The organism is Faecalimonas canis, assembly GCF_054601575.1.
The window spans coordinates 53,334-72,349 of record NZ_BAAHSI010000005.1; the positions used below are offsets into that span (position 1 = coordinate 53,334).

At 39.5% G+C, this 19,016-nt stretch carries 16 protein-coding genes; 1 reads left to right on the forward strand and 15 read right to left on the reverse strand.

Features of this window, described 5'->3' with window-relative positions; all coding sequences use genetic code 11:
• Positions 1-9: 9 nt before the first annotated feature.
• The 4 genes from ACYPXO_RS01605 to ACYPXO_RS01620 are packed head-to-tail and all read right to left on the reverse strand — an operon-like array spanning position 10 to position 2,759.
• A complete protein-coding gene (locus tag ACYPXO_RS01605; RefSeq protein WP_009247525.1) occupies positions 10-1,164 on the reverse strand; it encodes an AAA family ATPase in 1,155 nt (384 codons plus the stop codon).
• A complete protein-coding gene (locus ACYPXO_RS01610) occupies positions 1,154-1,489 on the reverse strand; it encodes a plasmid mobilization protein (RefSeq protein ID WP_009247526.1) in 336 nt (111 codons plus the stop codon). Before ACYPXO_RS01610 ends, ACYPXO_RS01605 begins: the two co-directional genes overlap by 11 nt.
• Positions 1,479-2,570 (reverse strand): site-specific integrase, encoded by a 1,092-nt coding sequence (locus tag ACYPXO_RS01615; RefSeq protein WP_009247527.1) that lies wholly within the window; start codon positions 2,568-2,570, stop codon positions 1,479-1,481. The genes ACYPXO_RS01610 and ACYPXO_RS01615 overlap by 11 nt, the downstream gene beginning before the upstream one ends.
• Entirely contained in the window at positions 2,571-2,759 is a 189-nt protein-coding gene (locus ACYPXO_RS01620) for a helix-turn-helix domain-containing protein (protein ID WP_009247528.1), read from the reverse strand.
• Between the two features lie 448 nt (positions 2,760-3,207).
• On the opposite strand from ACYPXO_RS01620, the gene ACYPXO_RS01625 reads away from it, so the two are divergent.
• Positions 3,208-3,738 carry a helix-turn-helix domain-containing protein gene (locus ACYPXO_RS01625; RefSeq protein WP_009247529.1) on the forward strand — a complete coding sequence of 177 codons (531 nt, stop codon included), beginning with the start codon at positions 3,208-3,210 and terminating at the stop codon, positions 3,736-3,738.
• A gap of 292 nt (positions 3,739-4,030) precedes the next feature.
• Here ACYPXO_RS01625 and guaA read toward each other — a convergent pair whose 3' ends face one another.
• The 11 genes from guaA to ACYPXO_RS01680 form a co-directional block, all read right to left on the reverse strand.
• Entirely contained in the window at positions 4,031-5,572 is a 1,542-nt protein-coding gene (guaA, locus tag ACYPXO_RS01630) for a glutamine-hydrolyzing GMP synthase (RefSeq protein ID WP_459638953.1), read from the reverse strand.
• Between the two features lie 88 nt (positions 5,573-5,660).
• A complete protein-coding gene (locus ACYPXO_RS01635) occupies positions 5,661-7,007 on the reverse strand; it encodes an MATE family efflux transporter (RefSeq protein ID WP_459638954.1) in 1,347 nt (448 codons plus the stop codon).
• Between the two features lie 19 nt (positions 7,008-7,026).
• Positions 7,027-8,217 carry a metallophosphoesterase gene (locus tag ACYPXO_RS01640; RefSeq protein ID WP_459638955.1) on the reverse strand — a complete coding sequence of 397 codons (1,191 nt, stop codon included), beginning with the start codon at positions 8,215-8,217 and terminating at the stop codon, positions 7,027-7,029.
• A gap of 99 nt (positions 8,218-8,316) precedes the next feature.
• Complete coding sequence (gene spoIIID / locus ACYPXO_RS01645; RefSeq protein ID WP_459638956.1) at positions 8,317-8,568, reverse strand: sporulation transcriptional regulator SpoIIID; 252 nt, start codon at positions 8,566-8,568, stop codon at positions 8,317-8,319.
• A 130-nt stretch (positions 8,569-8,698) separates the two neighbouring features.
• Positions 8,699-9,700 (reverse strand): lysozyme inhibitor LprI family protein, encoded by a 1,002-nt coding sequence (locus ACYPXO_RS01650; RefSeq protein WP_459638957.1) that lies wholly within the window; start codon positions 9,698-9,700, stop codon positions 8,699-8,701.
• Between the two features lie 362 nt (positions 9,701-10,062).
• A complete protein-coding gene (locus ACYPXO_RS01655) occupies positions 10,063-11,472 on the reverse strand; it encodes a glycoside hydrolase family 32 protein (protein WP_459638958.1) in 1,410 nt (469 codons plus the stop codon).
• Between the two features lie 22 nt (positions 11,473-11,494).
• A complete protein-coding gene (locus tag ACYPXO_RS01660) occupies positions 11,495-12,919 on the reverse strand; it encodes a sucrose-specific PTS transporter subunit IIBC (RefSeq protein WP_459638959.1) in 1,425 nt (474 codons plus the stop codon).
• A gap of 27 nt (positions 12,920-12,946) precedes the next feature.
• Positions 12,947-15,139, reverse strand: coding sequence for an alpha-galactosidase (locus ACYPXO_RS01665; protein WP_459638960.1), 2,193 nt, complete (start codon positions 15,137-15,139; stop codon positions 12,947-12,949).
• Between the two features lie 14 nt (positions 15,140-15,153).
• A complete protein-coding gene (locus ACYPXO_RS01670) occupies positions 15,154-16,809 on the reverse strand; it encodes a glycoside hydrolase family 13 protein (RefSeq protein ID WP_459638961.1) in 1,656 nt (551 codons plus the stop codon).
• Positions 16,810-16,953: 144 nt separating this feature from the next.
• Positions 16,954-17,913 carry a LacI family DNA-binding transcriptional regulator gene (locus tag ACYPXO_RS01675; protein ID WP_459638962.1) on the reverse strand — a complete coding sequence of 320 codons (960 nt, stop codon included), beginning with the start codon at positions 17,911-17,913 and terminating at the stop codon, positions 16,954-16,956.
• Positions 17,914-17,981: 68 nt separating this feature from the next.
• The gene (locus ACYPXO_RS01680) at positions 17,982-18,953 is read right to left on the reverse strand and encodes a carbohydrate kinase family protein (RefSeq protein ID WP_459638963.1); all 972 of its coding nucleotides are present in this window, start codon (positions 18,951-18,953) and stop codon (positions 17,982-17,984) included.
• Positions 18,954-19,016 lie beyond the last annotated feature (63 nt).

Here is a 19,016-nt window from a genome sequence, read left to right on the forward strand (position 1 = left end):
CACCGTTTGTCACGCCGTCTGCTCGGTTTCTTTCCAAAGTGAAACCTTTCTTCCGTCGTGTGTGCGGCTGTTCTGATAACGGATACCGTAATCACGAAACAGCCTGCTTGCGTTGATACTGAGCCTTAAAGAAAGTACATTCGGCTTTATATCCACCGCAAGCCTTTCGCAAAGTTCCGAAGCAGTTCCTTCCCATCTGTCACTTTCCGAAAAGAGCGTATCCGCTATCTTCTCAAGCAGAGGTTCGGGCGGTTCTTTCCACATCTCCGTTTCCGATTTTGCAAAGTTCCACACCAATCGCTCGCTGTCCCTTACAAGATGGATTTTCATATCCTGCTGGTCTCTGCCAGCAACATCAAGTGTGGCATTGTTGGAAGTACGCTTGTCCTTACTGAGAACAAATGCACCGTCTGCCGCACCCATCAGACCATTCGTGCCTGAAATCATATCGAATATATCTTCCGATTTTTGTTTGCGTGTATGATGAACAATAAGCATTGAAACCTTGTAACTGTCTGCCAACGCTTTCAGCCTTGCCACAACATCATAATCACTTGCGTAGCTGTAATCTGCTCCGCCTGCTTCACGCACACGCTTTAAGGTGTCTATGATAATCAAGCCTGTGTCTGGGTGTTCCCTCATAAACCCTCTTATCTGTTCTTCCAGTCCGCCATTGACCGTTTTACATTCCGTTGCGAAATACAGATTGCCTGTCTCCTTTGCACCGAACATCTGAAACAATCGCTTCTGCAAACGTGGGTAATCATCTTCAAGGGCAAAATAAAGCACCGTTGCCTTACGCACCTTATACTCCCAAAGCGGTGTGCCTGTGCTGATATGATAGGCAAGCTGTGCCATCATAAAGCTCTTTCCCACTTTCGGGGAACCTACGAAAAGGTAAGTTCCCCTTTGGAGCAGACCGTCGATAAGTGGTGTCTGAACCTCAAACACCGTATCATACAGCGTTGTCATTGATACTGTTTTCAGATAGGAAGGGTCTAACTGTCTGAGTATTTCCCTTTGCATTTCTTCAAAAGATTGCTCGTACCCCTTGAAATCCGTATCCTGATTGACTATACTATTGTCAGTACATTTGGAAAGTGACTGTTCCGCATCTGTTGCCGCAGATACATTTGGAATAGTCATTTCTTTTTTATTCTCCATTCGCATCCTCTCCTTTCAAACCGCCGAGAATAATGGAAATCAGTTCTATTACACTCAGCAGTTCATCATCCACACCTTTTCCTGCTTCAATCCTTTTCAGTTCCGCAAGGACTGTGGCAAATTCCGTTTTCAACGCCTTATACACTCTCGGATTGCCCTGTACCACCACATCCTGATTTAAGCAACGGCGGTAACAATACTCCTGTTTTGGCAATCCTGATAGAGCTACAGCTCTGTTAATGAGTTCGTTTTCTTCGGGCGATACTCGAAACCCTACTGTGATATTCCTCCAACGATTTTTGTTATCTCTGTTCTTAGCTGACATTTTCAAAATCTCCTTTCCCTAAATCATCTAATTTTTCTGCCATCTCAATCTGCTTTGACGGAAAGAGGTGTGCGTACTGATAAGTAATATCAATACTTTCGTGACCAACTCGGTCAGCAATCGCCACCGCAGAAAAGCCCATATCAATCAAGAGTGAAATGTGGCTGTGACGGAGATCGTGAATGCGGATACGCTTCACGCCTGCCGCCTTTGCCCCTCTGTCCATCTCGTGATGAAGATAGCTTTTCGTCACCGTAAAGATACGGTCTTTCTTCTTCAATCCGTAAAGCATACCGAGATATTCTTTCATTTCCTCACACAGAAACTTCGGCATTTTAATCGTGCGGTTGCTCTTTTTCGTTTTCGGAGAAGTAATCACATCCTGCCCTTTCAAACGCTGATAGGATTTATTGATTGTGACTGTTTCCTTATCAAAGTTGAAATCTGCCGGAGTCAAAGCTAACAGCTCGCCCTCTCGGATACCGCACCAGTAAAGCATTTCAAACGCATAAAAGGAAACAGGCTTGTCCATCATCTCAAAAGAGAATTTCTTGTATTCTTCCTTTGTCCAGAACAGCATTTCCTTGTGTTCCTCACGTCCCATATTTCCCACCTTTGCCGCAGGATTGGAACGCAGTTCATAGTAGCGGACAGCGTGATTGAAAATGGCGGACAACTGATTGTGCAGCGTTTTCAGATACGTCTGTGAATAAGGCTTTTTCTTCTCATCACGATAGGCAAGCATTTCATTCTGCCAAGTAATAATCTCCTTTGTGGAAATCTCGCTGATTTTCAGTTTCCCGAAATACGGAAGTATCTTTGTGCGTATGATATGCTCTTTGGTAAGCCACGTGTTTTCCTTCAAACGGTTCTTCACATCATTGATATAAAGCTCCGTAAAGGCTTCAAAACTCATATCAAGGTCTGAAGAAGTCTGCAATTTGAACATTCTTTCCCATTCCTGTGCTTCTCGTTTGGTAGCAAAGCCACGCTTGCATTTCTGCTTGCGTTCCCCTTTCCAGTTCACATACCTTGCCATCACATACCAAGTACCGTTATCTTCATTCTTAAATACCGGCATTTACATTTCCCCCTTTCCTGCTCCGTAGAGCCTTTCGTAAAAATACTGGCGATTTACACGCCCTGCAATCGTAATAAAGCCCTTTGCTTTCAATTCCTCATTTAATTGTCTGATGAGTTTATATGCATAAGGTTTTGATACGTTTAGTTCCTGAGCCACATCTTCGGCTCGGATAAATCTGTTTTCCATATCCTTTTTCTTCCTTTCTTAAAATAATTTTTTGCTTGCCGCTTTCTCCGTGTTAAAGTTCCAACAGGCACTCCTGCTTGTCGGCAGGCGCTGTGCTGTCCCAATGCACCGCAGTACATCAGGCGCTCGCTCGTATAGGGGTTCCCGAAAAGTCGGAGACTTTTGGGGAAGAGGAGGAGCAGTGCAGCGAATGAGCTTTTGTGCTTGCACACAAGCGAACGATACGGAACTTGCTCCGACGAGGTCTTGGCGGTTTGGCTTTTCGGACGGTCATTCAGTTGTCGCATTAAGCATATTTGTTTAATTCGTAATTTATTTTACTAAACATATTTGCTATTGTCAAGTGGTTGCAAAGAAAATATTAAACATTTTTGTTTCGGTTTTTCTTGACTTCCACTAAACATTTCTGCTATACTTATTTCACTAAATATAAAAGGAGCGTATCATTATGGCTATCAGCGAAAGAATACATTTTTTCAGACTAATGCGTGGTATGACACAAAAGTATCTCGGTACAGCAATCGGTTTTCCAGAAAAGAGTGCTGATGTGCGTTTGGCACAGTACGAAACTGGTACACGCAAACCGAAAGCAGACCTTACAAATGCATTGGCACAGGTGCTTGATGTTTCTCCACAGGCTCTTGATGTTCCTGACATAGACAGCTATATCGGTCTTATGCACACTCTGTTTACCCTTGAAGATATTTACGGTCTTACTGTCAGTGAAGCAGACGGAGAGGTATGCTTAAAGGTCAACAAGGACAAAGGCAGAGAAGCATATGAACTCCTCAAAATGCTGTATGCTTGGAAAGAACAGGCAGACAAGCTATCTTCCGAAGAAATCAACAGAGAAGAATACGATAACTGGCGTTACCATTATCCAGAGTTCGACACCACACAGCGTTGGGCAAAAGTTCCATCACAGGAATTAAGTGACGCTCTCGTGGAAGCATTCAAAGACCACTTGAAAGATAAATAAGCACCTACAGGACCTGCCACTGGCAGCTCCCTACAGATGCTTTGGCAACGACAAAAAAGCCCTTAACTATGGTTATTAACCACAGCTAAGGGCTTAGTTTATAATATGGAATTTGTTCAGAGCCAAGCTCCGAACTTTAGTCTGCAAGCCACCTGTTAATTGTTCCGTTACCCATAAACCACTGGATAACAAGAATAATGGCACTTGCTATGACTGTTATCAATTTGTTATCAAAAGACTAATCGAAATCGCTGAAACCCGCATAAACACTGGCTTTTTTAAGCAACTCGATTTATTCGAACTCTATCGTTGCTGGTGGTTTTCCCGTACAATCGTACATAACTCTATTAACGTGTTTCACTTCATTTACAATTCGTGTTGTCACTTTGCTAAGCACTTCCCATGGAATTTCTGCTGCTTCCGCTGTCATAAAGTCACTTGTCAATACGGCACGAAGTGCTACCGCATAATCGTAAGTTCTGAAATCTCCCATAACACCTACGGAACGCATATTTGTCAATGCCGCAAAATACTGTCCAATATTTCTTGAAAGACTTGCTTTTTCGATTTCCTCACGGTAAATCGCATCTGCTTCCTGAACAATTTTAACTTTTTCCGCTGTTACTTCACCGATAATACGAACTGCAAGCCCTGGTCCTGGGAATGGTTGTCTGAATACTAAATGTTCAGGAATACCGAGTTCAAGTCCTGCTTTACGCACTTCATCCTTGAACAAATCACGAAGAGGCTCAATGATTTCCTTGAAATCTACACAATCTGGAAGTCCTCCTACATTGTGATGACTCTTAATTACCGCTGATTTTCCCAATCCACTTTCAATTACGTCAGGGTAAATTGTTCCCTGTACCAAGAAATCAACTGCTCCGATTTTCTTTGCTTCCTCTTCAAATACACGGATAAATTCTTCTCCGATAATTTTTCTCTTTTCTTCAGGTTCTTCTTTACCTGCTAATTTTGCATAAAAGCGTTCCTGTGCATTTACACGGATAAAGTTTAAGTCATAATTTCCTTCCGGACCAAATACCGCTTCTACTTCATCACCTTCGTTTTTACGGAGTAAACCGTGATCCACAAATACACAAGTCAACTGTTTTCCAACTGCTTTAGAAAGCATTACTGCTGCTACAGAAGAGTCGACTCCACCTGACAATGCACATAAAACTTTTCCGTCACCAACTTTTTCACGAATGGCTTCGATTGATTTTTCTACAAATGAATCCATTTTCCAATCTCCTGTACATTCACATACGTTATAAAGGAAATTGCGTAACATTTTTGTACCTTCCTGTGTATGCAATACTTCAGGATGGAACTGTACTGCGTATAATTTTTCCGCTTCGTTTTCCATTGCAGCTACCGGACAAACAGGAGTTGTCGCTGTAATTTTAAAACCTTCCGGTGCTGATGCAATATAATCTGTATGGCTCATCCAACAGATTGTAGATTTCTGTATGCCATCAAATAATTTTGAAGAAGAATCCACTTCTACTTCTGTTTTACCATATTCACTTACAGGTGCTGTTTTTACTTCGCCATCTAATAAATATGCCATTAACTGTGAACCGTAGCAGATACCAAGAACAGGAATACCAAGTTCTAAAATGGCTCTCTCATATCGTGGAGATGACTCATCATAAACGCTGTTTGGACCTCCCGTGAAAATGATACCCTTTGGATTCATTTCTTTTATTTTTTCTAAACTAAGTGTATATGGATGCACTTCACAATATACGTTACATTCCCTTACACGTCTTGCAATTAATTGGTTGTACTGTCCGCCAAAATCCAGGACGATAACTGTTTCGTTATTCAAAAAGATTTCCTCCTCACATTCGTATTTCATTGAATATTAATTATATGCTAACTTTCCCTCTTTTACAAGTAGGCTTTTGTATATTTCCTTAAACAGTGCGAATTTCTTTCCATTTTCCTCCAATATACCGTCCTACAAATAAAATTGCACGGAAAATCCAATCGATAACCATGGCAACCCATACACCGAATACTCCCATTCCAAAATATTTTCCAAGCAGATAACTGAACCCTATCCTGAATATCCACATAGAAAAAATAGAAATAATCATACTTGTTTTGGCATCTCCCGCTGCCCTTAAAGTTGCTGGAAGGGTAAATGCAATCGGCCATATAAATATGCTGCTAATTCCATGGAAAATCAGTATCTGTTCCGTAACCTGAGCAGTTTTTGCTGACAAATTATATACCTGCATAATTATAGGAAGGGCAAAATAAATGATTGCATTCGTAATTATCATACAAACATATGTAATTGCTAGCAACTTTTTCGTGTAATAAGAAACTTGTTCATAATCTTTCGCACCTACACATCTGGAAATAACCGTTGTTACCGCCAACGAAATTGCCATCCCCGGCAGGATTTGAAACATCGCAACTGCGTTACTGACTGCATTCGCAGCAATGGCATATGTACCAAATGTAGAAACTAAACTTAAAACTAATATTTTTCCTAACTGAAACATACTGTTTTCTAGCCCATTTGGTATCCCGATACCCAAGATTTTCTTTATCATTTTCCAATCGGGACGATATTTCAATGTTTTTTGCAAATGCAGTATCTGTTTTGGATTGAGCAAAAGAATTACAATTAAAATTGCCGCAACCATTCGGGACAACAGTGTCGGAATGGCAACTCCTTCCGCACCCATGTGAAATCCGTAAATAAGAATTGCATTTCCAATTACGTTTACCGCATTCATAATAAGAGAAACTATCATCGTTACTTTTGCATTTCCCATCGTTCGAAAAATCGCTGCCCCACCGTTATATAAAGCAATAAACGGAATGGATGCAGTTACGATAAGAAGGTATGTATTTGCGTATCCCATCACATCCGGCTCAATTTCCCCGAATACAACTCGTAAAATAAAAGTTTTCCCCAAATAAACAAGAATTGTAATTCCGACTGCACAAATTGTTATAAACCATATAAGTTGATTTGACGCCTTGTCCGCCTTTTCTTCCTGTTTTTTACCAAGATATTGTCCTGCAACAACCGCTCCTCCGGTTGCTAATGCCCCAAATAAATTAATTAAAAGTATCATGACATTATCTACAAGAGATACACCGGATACGGCAGCCTCGCCTACACTGGCAATCATAATAGAGTCCGCCATACCCACAAGAACCGCTAAAAGTTGTTCAATAATAAGTGGAATAATTAACGAAATAATTGCTTTGTTATCAAATAAGTATCTTTCCTTTGTTTTCATAGTACCCTCTTTTCCTTGTCTAGTGAAATAACACATGGATTTCACATATCTCACTTTTAGAATCTACACGCATGGCAGGTCCATACACTCCTATTCCTGATGTGACAATACTGTGTAAATTCCCCTCTTTCATATGACCATATGAATTTTTCCAAAAACATTTTATCAGCCATGTCCCAGGCCAGATTTGTCCATCATGTGTATGCCCACTCAACTGCATATCCACCCCCGCCTTCGCCAATTCTTCAATTTCTTTCGGCTCATGTTCCATAACGATAATCGGCTTCGTTTTATCTAAATTCTCCGTAACTTTTTCCGGCATCTTTCTTTTTTCAATATCCCTTCCCGGATACTTATAATCCGGTCTTGATACGAGATAGAAAGAATCATCAATTAAATTTGCCTCATCCTTCATCAATTTTATATTTGCTTTTTTCAAAAATTCATCCATCCGCAAATCACTCTGTTTTTTCTCTCCTCCCGGAAATCCAAATCCCACAAGAATTTCTTCCTGTATATCATGATTTCCATAACAGGCATAGACACCGTATTTACTTTTAATTTCCCGCAATTTTTTGATTAGATAATCAGGATGATACAATGCATCATAGTCGTTATCAAAAATGTCACCTGCAATCAGAACAATATCCACATCCATTTTATTTATTTTCTCCACCATTTGTTCCATATGATCATCGCCTATACTATAGCCCAAATGTAAATCCGACACCAATGCAATCTTCAAATCTTCCAGTTTTCCCCCGTCCTTTTCAATTTTCACCTCATATGGCGTTGTGCGAATATATCGTGCATTTAGAATACCATAAATACTGATAACACTAATAAATACAATACAGATACCTCCCGTTATAACAAAAGTCCGTCTGGAAGATAGTTTTTCATTGGAAATCCATTTCATTTGCTTCAAAATAATTCTTCCCAAATCGGCAAAAAGAACAACTAGAAAAATATAAACTAAAGTTCCAAGCCAGTAATTACTAATTTGTTTCAACACTCTCTGCACTGGCGATACCGGCAAAAGAAAACTTATAATAACCGTAGAAGAAACAAAAATATATGCCGAAATAATAATAATTTTTGTTACCTTGTTTTGAAACCAATGGTGACAGGAATTTAACCAACGAAATAACCACTTACACAAATATGCACTGAATAAAATGTATACTGGAATAAGAAATAATGTAACCATAACTACTCCTTTCTTTTATTTTATTATTTACTTATTATAATACAAATTTTAAAAATTGGTAGAAAAAAGGAGAGCCAACGCTCTCCTTTTCTCCTCTATTTAACGCTGATGCAAATATTTTTCTCTTGTTGCCATACCTCCTCGGATATGTCTTTCCGATTTGTTTGTGTCTAATACCTTTCTCGCCTGAAGCGCGAGAGAAGGATTAATTTGCTGAAGACGTTCGGTTACATCTTTATGTATCGTACTCTTTGACACTCCAAACTCCTTCGCCGTTTGCCTCACCGTAGCCTGATGCTCGATAATATAAGTTGCGATTTCTATCGCCCGCTCTTCAATATACTCTTTCATAAAAACCCCTGCATAATTTGTTTACTAAATTCTATGCTTTCATCTAAAAGAGTATACACCATGTTTGCAAAACAAGATTTAATATCTTAATTGAATTCTTTACAACCTTCTCTGATTGTCATAAACATTCTTAAGGCAAATATTCTAATAACTCATACACTCTCCGTCTTGTAAAATCCTCCCCTGTCATATTTTTATTCATAGTTGTCGCTGTTCCTCCACCGCTAACCTTCTCCATCTCATCAATAGCATTTTCTTTCTCTGCAATCCACTTTCTTTGTTCTTCCAGTAGTTCTACCATTTCTGCACTGCTCAACTCTTCTTTTAAAACTTTCCATAGTCTATTTAATTCATCGTCCCATAATTTATAAAGTTGTTTGCTATTTTCATTTATCTCACTTTGAGTTGCAGTGTCACTCAAAGAGCCCCTTATTCTATTTGCCTCCGCTTCCACTTTTTCAACATTTTTAGTTTCACGCTCTTTTACAGAAAGTTCTTCATACTTTTCTTCCTTATTCTCCGAAGTATCCGCCGACTCTTCTCCGATTTTCTCTTTTCTTTCAATCACATATCCCAATTTATTGTTTGCCAGTGAAAGATACACACGATAATTTTCCTTGAGATATGTTTCTCCGTTTTCTAATGTCCAAGTAGACCCTGCACCATATTCTTCATCATATGCGATAACTTCCCGCGTATACGTTACAACAATTTGCTTATTTTCAGAATCAACGTCCATTCGGATTTCTTTTACTTTTTCTTCTCCGCCCGGCTCTATAATCGCTTCCGTCCATAGTTTAATAACATTTCCTTCTTGCGAAAATTTTCCCGTCTCATTTTCATAGGAAATATTCTTATTATATTTTTTCCCAAGCATTTCAAAAATCGGAACAAACGCATCTTCCTTCAAGATAACATATCCTAAATCCTGCTCCTTTTCGTCAATCCCCGCCTCAATAAACTGTTGATTGTCTATTACGTTTCCTTCTATATAGAAATCTCGATTTGTACGCTCATTAAAATATTTTGCCACTCCGGCACAGTATGCCACCTCACAAATTTGTGTTTCAGAAATTTCTTCTTTTTCTGTAAACTCCGGTATCAAAAGCATTGCACCCTTTAAATAGTCCATATCTATATTTTCTTCTAATTCCTGCAATTCTTTATCAATATCCTTCTCTACAGTTTTCTTCGCCTGCTTTGGCTTTTCGGAAGATTTCTGATAGGCTTTATAGCCGAAAAAACTGCCAACCGCAATTGCCCCTATTACGACAAAAGCAATGATTATTTTTATACATTTTGATTTTCCGGTTGTTGTTTTTTCTTTCTTTGCTTCATCGACTAATTTACTGCCGCATTCCGCACAAAATCTTTCATCTGAGTCATACTTTATCCCACACTTTTTACAGTACCTCTTATTACACTCCTGTTCGCATTTTTATAGTGTTTATTTTATCACTCCCTAGACAAAAAAGCGAGTACAGGCTGTTATTTTTATGACAACTCCCGATACACAATATCAGCATTTGGCGCTTCTATTTGAATTTCATACTTCTCTGGATAATATCTTGTGGAAAATACAACTTCTCCATCGTTAAGAAAAACTTCCACCGAAGAAACATCTGCCAAAATCCTAATATTTCTGAGTTCTTCTAACTCTTTAAATCTAATTCCTCTTCCCGCTGATACCGATTTCTTATTTTGGCTTATAAACCGCATTTCAAATCTATTGTTACAATATTCCAAAATCAATTCTTTAGCCAAAACTGCTTGAAATTGATTTTCTTTTATGTTTTTCACTTCTACTTCAAATACTTTATTGCATTTTTTTTCTAGAAAAGTATGTGTTCGCATTTCTTTTTTTCGTAACATTTCCAATTCCCGAATTGGTCTTTGCAATATTTTCCCATTTTCCACCTGAATTTCTCTCGGAAATGTAAAACAATGCTGCCAGCCATGTTCCTTTGTAGGATTCGTATATTCTTCACAATCCGGCATTCCCATCCAGCCGATATGAATACGCCGGCCGTCTTCGATTTCAAAACTTTGTGGCGCATAATAGTCAAAGCCATAATCCCAAAGTTCATACTCCGATAATTTATACAAACTCAGAACATCGCCGTCAATCCGAAAATATCCGGACTGGTATACGTTTCGGTTATCCCATACACCGTCCTTCAAACCTTGAACGGATACTGATAAAATTTTTCTGTCTTCTATTTCAAAATAATCAGGACATTCCCACATATATCCAAATCGGTCTTCCGTTTTTACATCTCCTTTATAACTCCAATGCAATCGGTCTTTTGATTCAAAAATCAACACTTTTCCTTCGTCTTTCTGTGTTCTGGCGCCCTGTATCATATAGTAAATTTCATCTTTTTTCCACACCTTCGGATCTCTTACATGGCATGTCAAATCTTGCGGATAATCGCTGTTCCGCATCAATTCTCTTTTGCTTCCGAAATGTTTTCCGTCTTCGCTAACGACCAAAATCGTATTTGCCTCTCGTCCGGTATGGATATAATCAAATTCTCCACCCTCTAATTTTACATTGCCCGTATAATATAAATACATTTTTCCGTCTTCTACAAATGCCGAGCCGGAATAAACCCCATGGCAGTCAAAGGGCTGATCCGGATATAAACTTACGCCGTCATAAGTCCATTCCACCATATCGCTGCTTGTGTAATGTCCCCACATTTTCAGACCGCCCTCTGCGCAAAACGGTGCATATTGAAAAAAAGCGTGGTAAGTTCCGTTAAATTGGCACAACCCATTCGGATCATTGAGCCAGCCCACAGGAGGCATTAAATGCAGTTTCTGACGGAAAATATCATTTCCGTCAGCCTGCTCTTCTATTCTTTTTGTTAAATTTGCCAAATCTTTTGTCAATGAATTCATCAGTTCTCCCCTTCAAATCAAATTACATTTCACTAAATTTTTTCGTTTTTGAAAGTATCATCGTTAATGCAAAACCAACAAGCAGGGAAATACCGATTCCAATCATATAGTTTAGCATTCCGCTGGATTTAACACACACGAATCCGATAATGCCTGCTGCCCCCGGAGAAATATTCTGTACATTTGTTAATGTAACATACGCACATCCGACTGCAGATCCGACCATTGCGGAATAGAATGGATATTTCATCTTCAAATTCACACCAAACATAGCCGGTTCTGTAATTCCAAGAAGAGCGGAAATACCGGATGACACAGCAATTCCTTTCATTTTCTTATCTTTTGTACATAAAACAGCAGCAAGTGTCGCTCCACCCTGAGCCACATTGTTACATGCGGCAATCGCAAATAAGAAAGAACCTCCCGCTGCGATTAATTGTACATCAACAGGGAGTAAACTGTGATGCATACCGGTCATAGTCATAGGCGCATAAATAAATCCGAAAATAAATCCTCCAATTGCACCAAGTGTATCGTGAAGCCATAAAACTCCGTTTGTAAGTAAATCTCCCGCTGTACGCATTACTCCGCCTACTACCGTAAATGTTAAAAATGCCGTTATAAGTACAGATAATGCCGGCGTAAGAAGATTGTCTAAATATTCAGGAACTCTCTTATGTAGTTTCTTTTCGACAAACGCCAAAATGGCTGCCGCCGCAAGAACCGGAAGCACAGTTCCCTGATATCCCACCTTTTCAATAGTCAGAGCGCCTATATGCCATACAGGTACAGTGTTTTCTGTAATTGCCGTTCCGTAAGAATAAGCATTCAAAAGATCTCCCGAAACCATAATCATTCCCATGACAGCCCCCAAATATGGATTTCCTCCAAACATTTTAGTTGCGGAAAATCCTACAAGAATTGGGAGGAAAGCATATGCCGCACTGGCAAATGTATTAATCATAGACGCCAAGTCTGCAATTTGCGGAAACATCTCGACTAACGACTGATTTGCCGAAAACAGACCTTGTGCAGTGAGTATATTATTCAAGCCCATTAAAAGTCCGCTTGCAACAAGCGCCGGAATAATCGGCACAAATACATCCGCCAGCATCTTTACCAAACGCTGCAGAAAATTCATTTTTTGATCCGCAGCTTTTTTCACTTCATTCTTTGAACTTTCCTGTACGTCTGCATATTGAATAAAATATTTATATACTTCATCTACAATTCCGCTGCCAATAATTATTTGGAACTGCCCGCCTGTTGCGAACTGACCTTTTACCAGTTCTGTGTTCAAAATTCCTTCTACATCTGCTTTCTTTTCATCTTTCAACACCAGCCGAAGTCTTGTCGCACAATGTGCCGCACTGATGACATTTTCTTTTCCACCGACAAGGCGAAGAAGTTCTTTTGCCGTTGTCTGATAGTTTTTTTCTTTTCTCATTATCCTCTCTCCTTAACTTTTCATTTTTTATTCTTTCGGGACTTTCTCAAACACAATCATCGTACTTGAAAAATCCTGTCTCACTCTCGGAATTGTAATACCGCCATACATCAGTTCATCTCCACCGAATATCTCTCCTGTTTCGATATTCCTATAATCCGATTTCGGCTCCAATCCTCTTAATCGCAATACCGGAATTCTGTATGCCGCTCTCGCCAAAACTTGAACATGTACAAAAATAATTTGTGTGCCGTCTTCTGAAACAAAATTCCAAGAAGCTTGATTTTCTTCAAACGGATTTGCCAGCCTGTAATACTTTCCGAATTGAATTGTTCGGCGAAGTTGCTTATATTCTGCAATCTGTTTCTTTATAACTTCCATTTCTTCTTGAGATAACTTTTGAAAATCAAGTTCGTATCCAAGATTCCCCGCCGCAGCCACTGCATACCTCGTTTCTAATGCAGTAACTCTTCCAACCTGATGATTCGGCACGGCGGAAACATGTGCTCCCATAGTAATTGCAGGAAAAAGAATACTTGTTCCATGCTGAATCTTTAATCTGCATACCGCATCTGTATTATCGCTTGCCCATGTCTGCGGCATATAGTATAGCATTCCCGCATCAAATCTCCCCCCTCCGCTGGAGCAGCTTTCAAAAAGCACCTTTGGAAAACGTTCGGTTAATTCTTCAAGTATCGAATACAGTCCCAACACATATCTGTGCGATAATTCTCCTTGACTTTTCTTTCCTAAATACACACTTCCCAAATCAGTCAGATGACGATTCATATCCCATTTCACATAAGTAATTTCTCCCGAAGCAAGTATCCGTGACACGGCTTCAACTAAATATGTACACACTTCCGGATTGGAAAGATCCAATACCAATTGGTTTCGACTCATTGTAGGCTCATAACTTCTGCTTCTGATTACCCAATCCTCATGCTGTTTATAAAGTTCGCTCTCCGGCGAAATCATCTCCGGCTCAAACCATATGCCAACTTCCACTCCTTTTTCCCGAACTCTCTTCGCCAAATTTTGAATTCCTTTCGGAAACTTATTGCGATCCTCCGTCCAATCTCCAAGAGATGTTGTATCACTGTTTCTCCCTTTGAACCAGCCGTCATCTATTACGAGAAGTTCTATCCCTGCTTCTGCCGCTTTATCCGCAAGCCGTAATATTTTTTCCTCATTGATATCAAAATACATTCCTTCCCAACTGTTCAAAAGTATCGGTCTTTCCCTATCTCTATGCACTCCTCTGCATACCCTGTTTCGATATAATCGATGGAAAATTTCTGACATTCCGCCAATTCCCTGCACCGAATATACGAGTACCGCTTCAGGAGTATTAAACTTCTCTCCCGGCTCCAAATTCCATTCAAATTGAAACGGATTAATCCCCAGTTGAACCCGTGTACTCCCATATTGACCACACTGCACGCAGCCCCAAAAATTACCGCTGTAGATAAGATTAATTCCTAACGCTTCCCCTTGTTCCTCTGTTGTTTCTCTTCGCATAAGCCCCCAAAACGGCGTTGCCTGCGGACTGCTTGTCCCCCTATTACTTTCAATGACAATAGAGTCGCCTGCAACCTGTCTTCGATACACATTTTTTTCTTCTGTATGCGCCCCGCCTAAGGTCATCACATCATAATTTTGCTCTTTCAAATCCATACTCATACTCAATAATCTATGGATTTTCGTTGAGCATCTCCCCACATTCTCTATCGATGTATATCTTGTAATAACTGAATCTTCATAAATCGTGTAATACAGGCAAAGGTTTAATCCCCGCACAGAATCTTCCATAAATATTTCCAGCGTCATCGCCTCATTGTCGTTCTCTATATAAACATGTGGAAGTCCCCTCTGTTTCGGTTTTCCTCTTCTGATACTATAATCTTTATAAATAAACCTTGTATTTTTATCTCCGTCTTCAAATTCCAATTCTATAGCAGGACTACGGAAGTCACCTTGTCCAAAATCGGGATATTCCCCCGGCATTGTATCCAAAGAAAAAGTTCTGTCATCTCTGTCCGGATTGGCACAAAAACCTCTGTCATAATAATACATATTTGCGGATCCATTCCAACTTCGGATTCTTCGCCCAAAATAGCAATGTGATAAATAATTATTTTTTTCTATCCTGATTATGTAACTGATTTTCTCGTTATAAAGATGAAATAACTTGGCGTTTCGATCAAAAATAATATTCATTTGGCTTTTCCTCCCTACCTGCACATCACGTAATCGGCTGCCTTCTCCTGTGGTTCCCGTATCTCATAAATCACCGCTTCATATGGGCGTAACTGCCGTAGTTCTTCTAAACTTGGAGTATCCGCATAGTTACTTATAACTACCAAGCCTGCTCGATTACCTGTCACATTCCGAACTTTTTCATGGAAATTACAAATAATCAGCCACTGTCTTCCCCCCAGTGTTCTCGTATAACTATAAATATCTTCGTCCTGCGGAAGAAGCAGTTCATATTTACCATAAACCATGACTTCATTCTCTCTTCTGAGACGAATGAGTTTCTGATAATAATAAAAAACAGAAGTTTCTCTCCCCACCGCCTCTTCAGCATTAATTTCCCTATAGTTCGGATTGACCTCATACCAAGGCGTTCCGATTGTAAAGCCCGCATTTTCCTCTGTATTCCATTGCATTGGAGTTCTTGCATTATCTCTTGCCTTTTTTCTGATTGCCTTTAGAATCTCTTCCGATTCCATTCCTGCCTGCAGCCTCTCTTTATAAATATTTTGTGTTTCAATATCCGGAAATTTCTCTATTGTAGTAAACGGAACATTTGTCATTCCAAGTTCTTCTCCCTGATAAATGTACGGCGTTCCCTTCATCCCATGTAAAAGCGTCGCCAACATTTTAGCCGATAATTCTCGATACTCTCCGTCATTTCCCCAGCGTGAAACAATTCGCGGCAAGTCATGGTTACTCCAAAAAAGACTATTCCATCCACAGTCTTCCAATTCATACTGCCATTTACTGAATACCTTTTTCAAATCCCTCAAGTCAAGTTCTTTTAAGTCCCATCTCTGACCGCCCTTTTTCTTATCCAACTGAATCTGCTCAAACTGAAAAATCATACTCAGTTCTTTTCGCTCGGGTGCAGTATACAATTTTGCAATTTCCGGTGTTGCTCCCCAACACTCGCCGACTGTCATCGCATCTCTGTTTCCAAATGTATTCTGATTCATTTCCTTTAAATACTCATGTAATTTCGGACCGTTTTCTTTTATTTTTTTATCAGGAACTTTCCCAATCAAATCGATTACGTCCATTCTAAATCCTGCAATTCCAAGATCAAGCCATTTATTCATCATCCGATAAATTTCCTGCCTAAGTTCCTCGTTCTCCCAATTCAAGTCCGGCTGCTTCTTACTGTAAAAATGTAAATAATATTCATCTGTTTCCGGCGAATATTCCCATGCGCTCCCTCCAAAATTTGATTTCAAATCATTTGGCGGTTGTCCGTCTTTTCCTTTCCGCCAAATATAAAAATCTCGATATCTGTTGTTCTTATCTTTGCGTGCTTCCTGAAACCATTTATGTTGATCAGACGTGTGATTCACAACCAAATCCATTAAAATACGTATTCCCTCTTTTTGGCATATGCGAATCAACTCTTTCATATCATTCATTGTCCCAAATCCCTGATAAATATCTTCATAATCTGAGATATCATATCCATTGTCCTCCTGAGGTGACTGATATACCGGACAAAGCCAAATAACATCAATTCCCAATTTCTTTAAATACGGGATTTTTTGTATAATTCCTTTTAAATCACCAATTCCGTCTGCATTACTGTCTAAAAAACTTTTTGGATAAATTTGATACACAACACTTTTTTGCCACCATTTTTCCATGATTTTCCTCCTTTCTCCTATTCTCATTTATGAAATCGTTTTCATATTTATAGAATTATAATAATCAAAAAAACACCATCTGTAAAGATGGCATTTTCGCTAATTTCTTTTCTCCGTTTTTGTTTATATTGTCAAAAATCTTTTCTACACCAATTTATATCCCAACTTAATTTCCGTTGTCATCATCTCTTCGGATTCTATCATCTCCAGCAACAACTGAGTTCCTTTAACTCCACTTGTCTTATATCCAAAATGAACAGTCCTGATCCCGCCTGTAACCGCTTTTAAAAACTGATTGTCCCCAAATCCCGTGACTTGAATCTGACGTTTTGGAGCAATTTCTTTAATCGCTTCTATTACACCCGCCGCAATCGTGTCAGTTGCACAAGATATGATATCGATATCATCTTCTTTCCCCAAAATATCACAAGTTTTTTCGTATCCGGATTCCATAGTAAATTCTGCATAACGCACATATTGTTCTTCCAGTGTTTTCCCAACTTTACGCAGCCCCTCTCTGAAACCGTCTTCCCTTGCGGCACCTGCTGCTTTATCCTCTCTTGTCACTCCGATATAGGCAATGCGTCCCTCTGCCCCTTTTCCTAAAACTTCCGCCAGTTCTTTCGCCGCACCATAATCATCATGGTAAACACAACTGACTTCTTTTGTCTTTTGCCCGATTATCACAACCGGAACTTTACATTTTTTCAGTTTTTCTCTATGTAACTTTGTCAGTACTGTCCCCACCAAAATAATTCCGTCTACCGGATAAGCCTCAAATAAATCCATATATTCTAATTCTTTGACTGCTTCATTGTTCGTAATCGTCAGGAGCATTTGATAATCATTCGTTGAAAGCACCTGTCCGATTCCCTCCGTAATCCTGCTGATTGATTCTGAATTGATTTTAGGTACAATAACACCAATCAAACACGCCCGCTTTGTTCTAAGCGTCCTCGCCTGTGCAGACGGACGGTATCCGGTTTCTTCAATCACCGCTCGGATTCTCTCTTTCTTTTCCTCACTTACATACCCGCCATTCATGTAACGCGACACCGCCGCACTGGATACCTGTGCAAGCTGCGCAATCTCCTTTATTGTCATAAGCATTCTCTTCCTTTTCATTTATCTTCTTCAACGTTTCATCTCCATACAGCATTCGCAGACTCCGATTACATATTACAAGTTTTTAATAAGTCCAAAACTTCTTCTTTCTCCGGCATCACACGCAACGCCCCCTTTTTCGTTGTAATTATAGACGCTGCCGCATTTGCAAATTTCAACATTTCTTCTAATTCTTCTTTTGTATATGGTTTCCAGCCGTGTTCTAATACATAGTTTAAAACACATGCGCCAAAAGTATCCCCCGCACCTGTTGTTTCAATCGTGTTCTCCTGCAAAATTGCCGGTACATCTGCCACTATATCTCCAAAAACCGCTCTGCTTCCCGCCTTTCCCATAGAAAGCAAAATCAAATCTATTCCGTAACACTCCTGAAGATAGCGAATACCTTGCGAAAAATCTTCATATCCTGTAAACCAACTAATCTCATTATCCGAAATTTTCAAAATATTACACTGTCTCATTCCGTAATCAATCTGTGCTTTTGCCTCATCCAATGATTTCCAAAGCGGTTCTCTTAAATTCGGGTCAAATGATATAACTGCCCCATTCTTCTTGGCAAGTTCTATCGCCTTCTTTGTCGCCTTTCTTCCATCCTCATTTGTCATGGAAAGAGAGCCAAAATGAAAAATTCTGCATTCCTCCAATAATGCTTCTTCAATATCCTCCTCTGAAAGCATCATATCCGCTCCCGGATTTCTGTAAAACGAAAAATCTCGATCCCCGTCCTCTTTCGTATGAACAAACGCCAGTGTAGTTTTTACTTCCGAATCAAATTTCAATCCCACTGTTTCAATTCCAACCCCTTTTATTGCCTCCTCTAACTGATGTCCAAACATATCTTCCCCCACTTTTCCGATAAAAGCAGTTTTTTTTCCAAGTTTTGAAAGCATCGAAAGAAGATTACACGGTGCGCCGCCCGGATTCGCTTCAAATATCGGATTTCCTTGGTTGCTTATTCCATTCTCCGTAAAATCAATTAAAAGTTCCCCAAGTGCAATCACATCATACATTCTATTCATCCTCCATATATAAAATCGTTTCCACTTATTATGCTTAAATTATATTTTCGCTTAACTTAAATG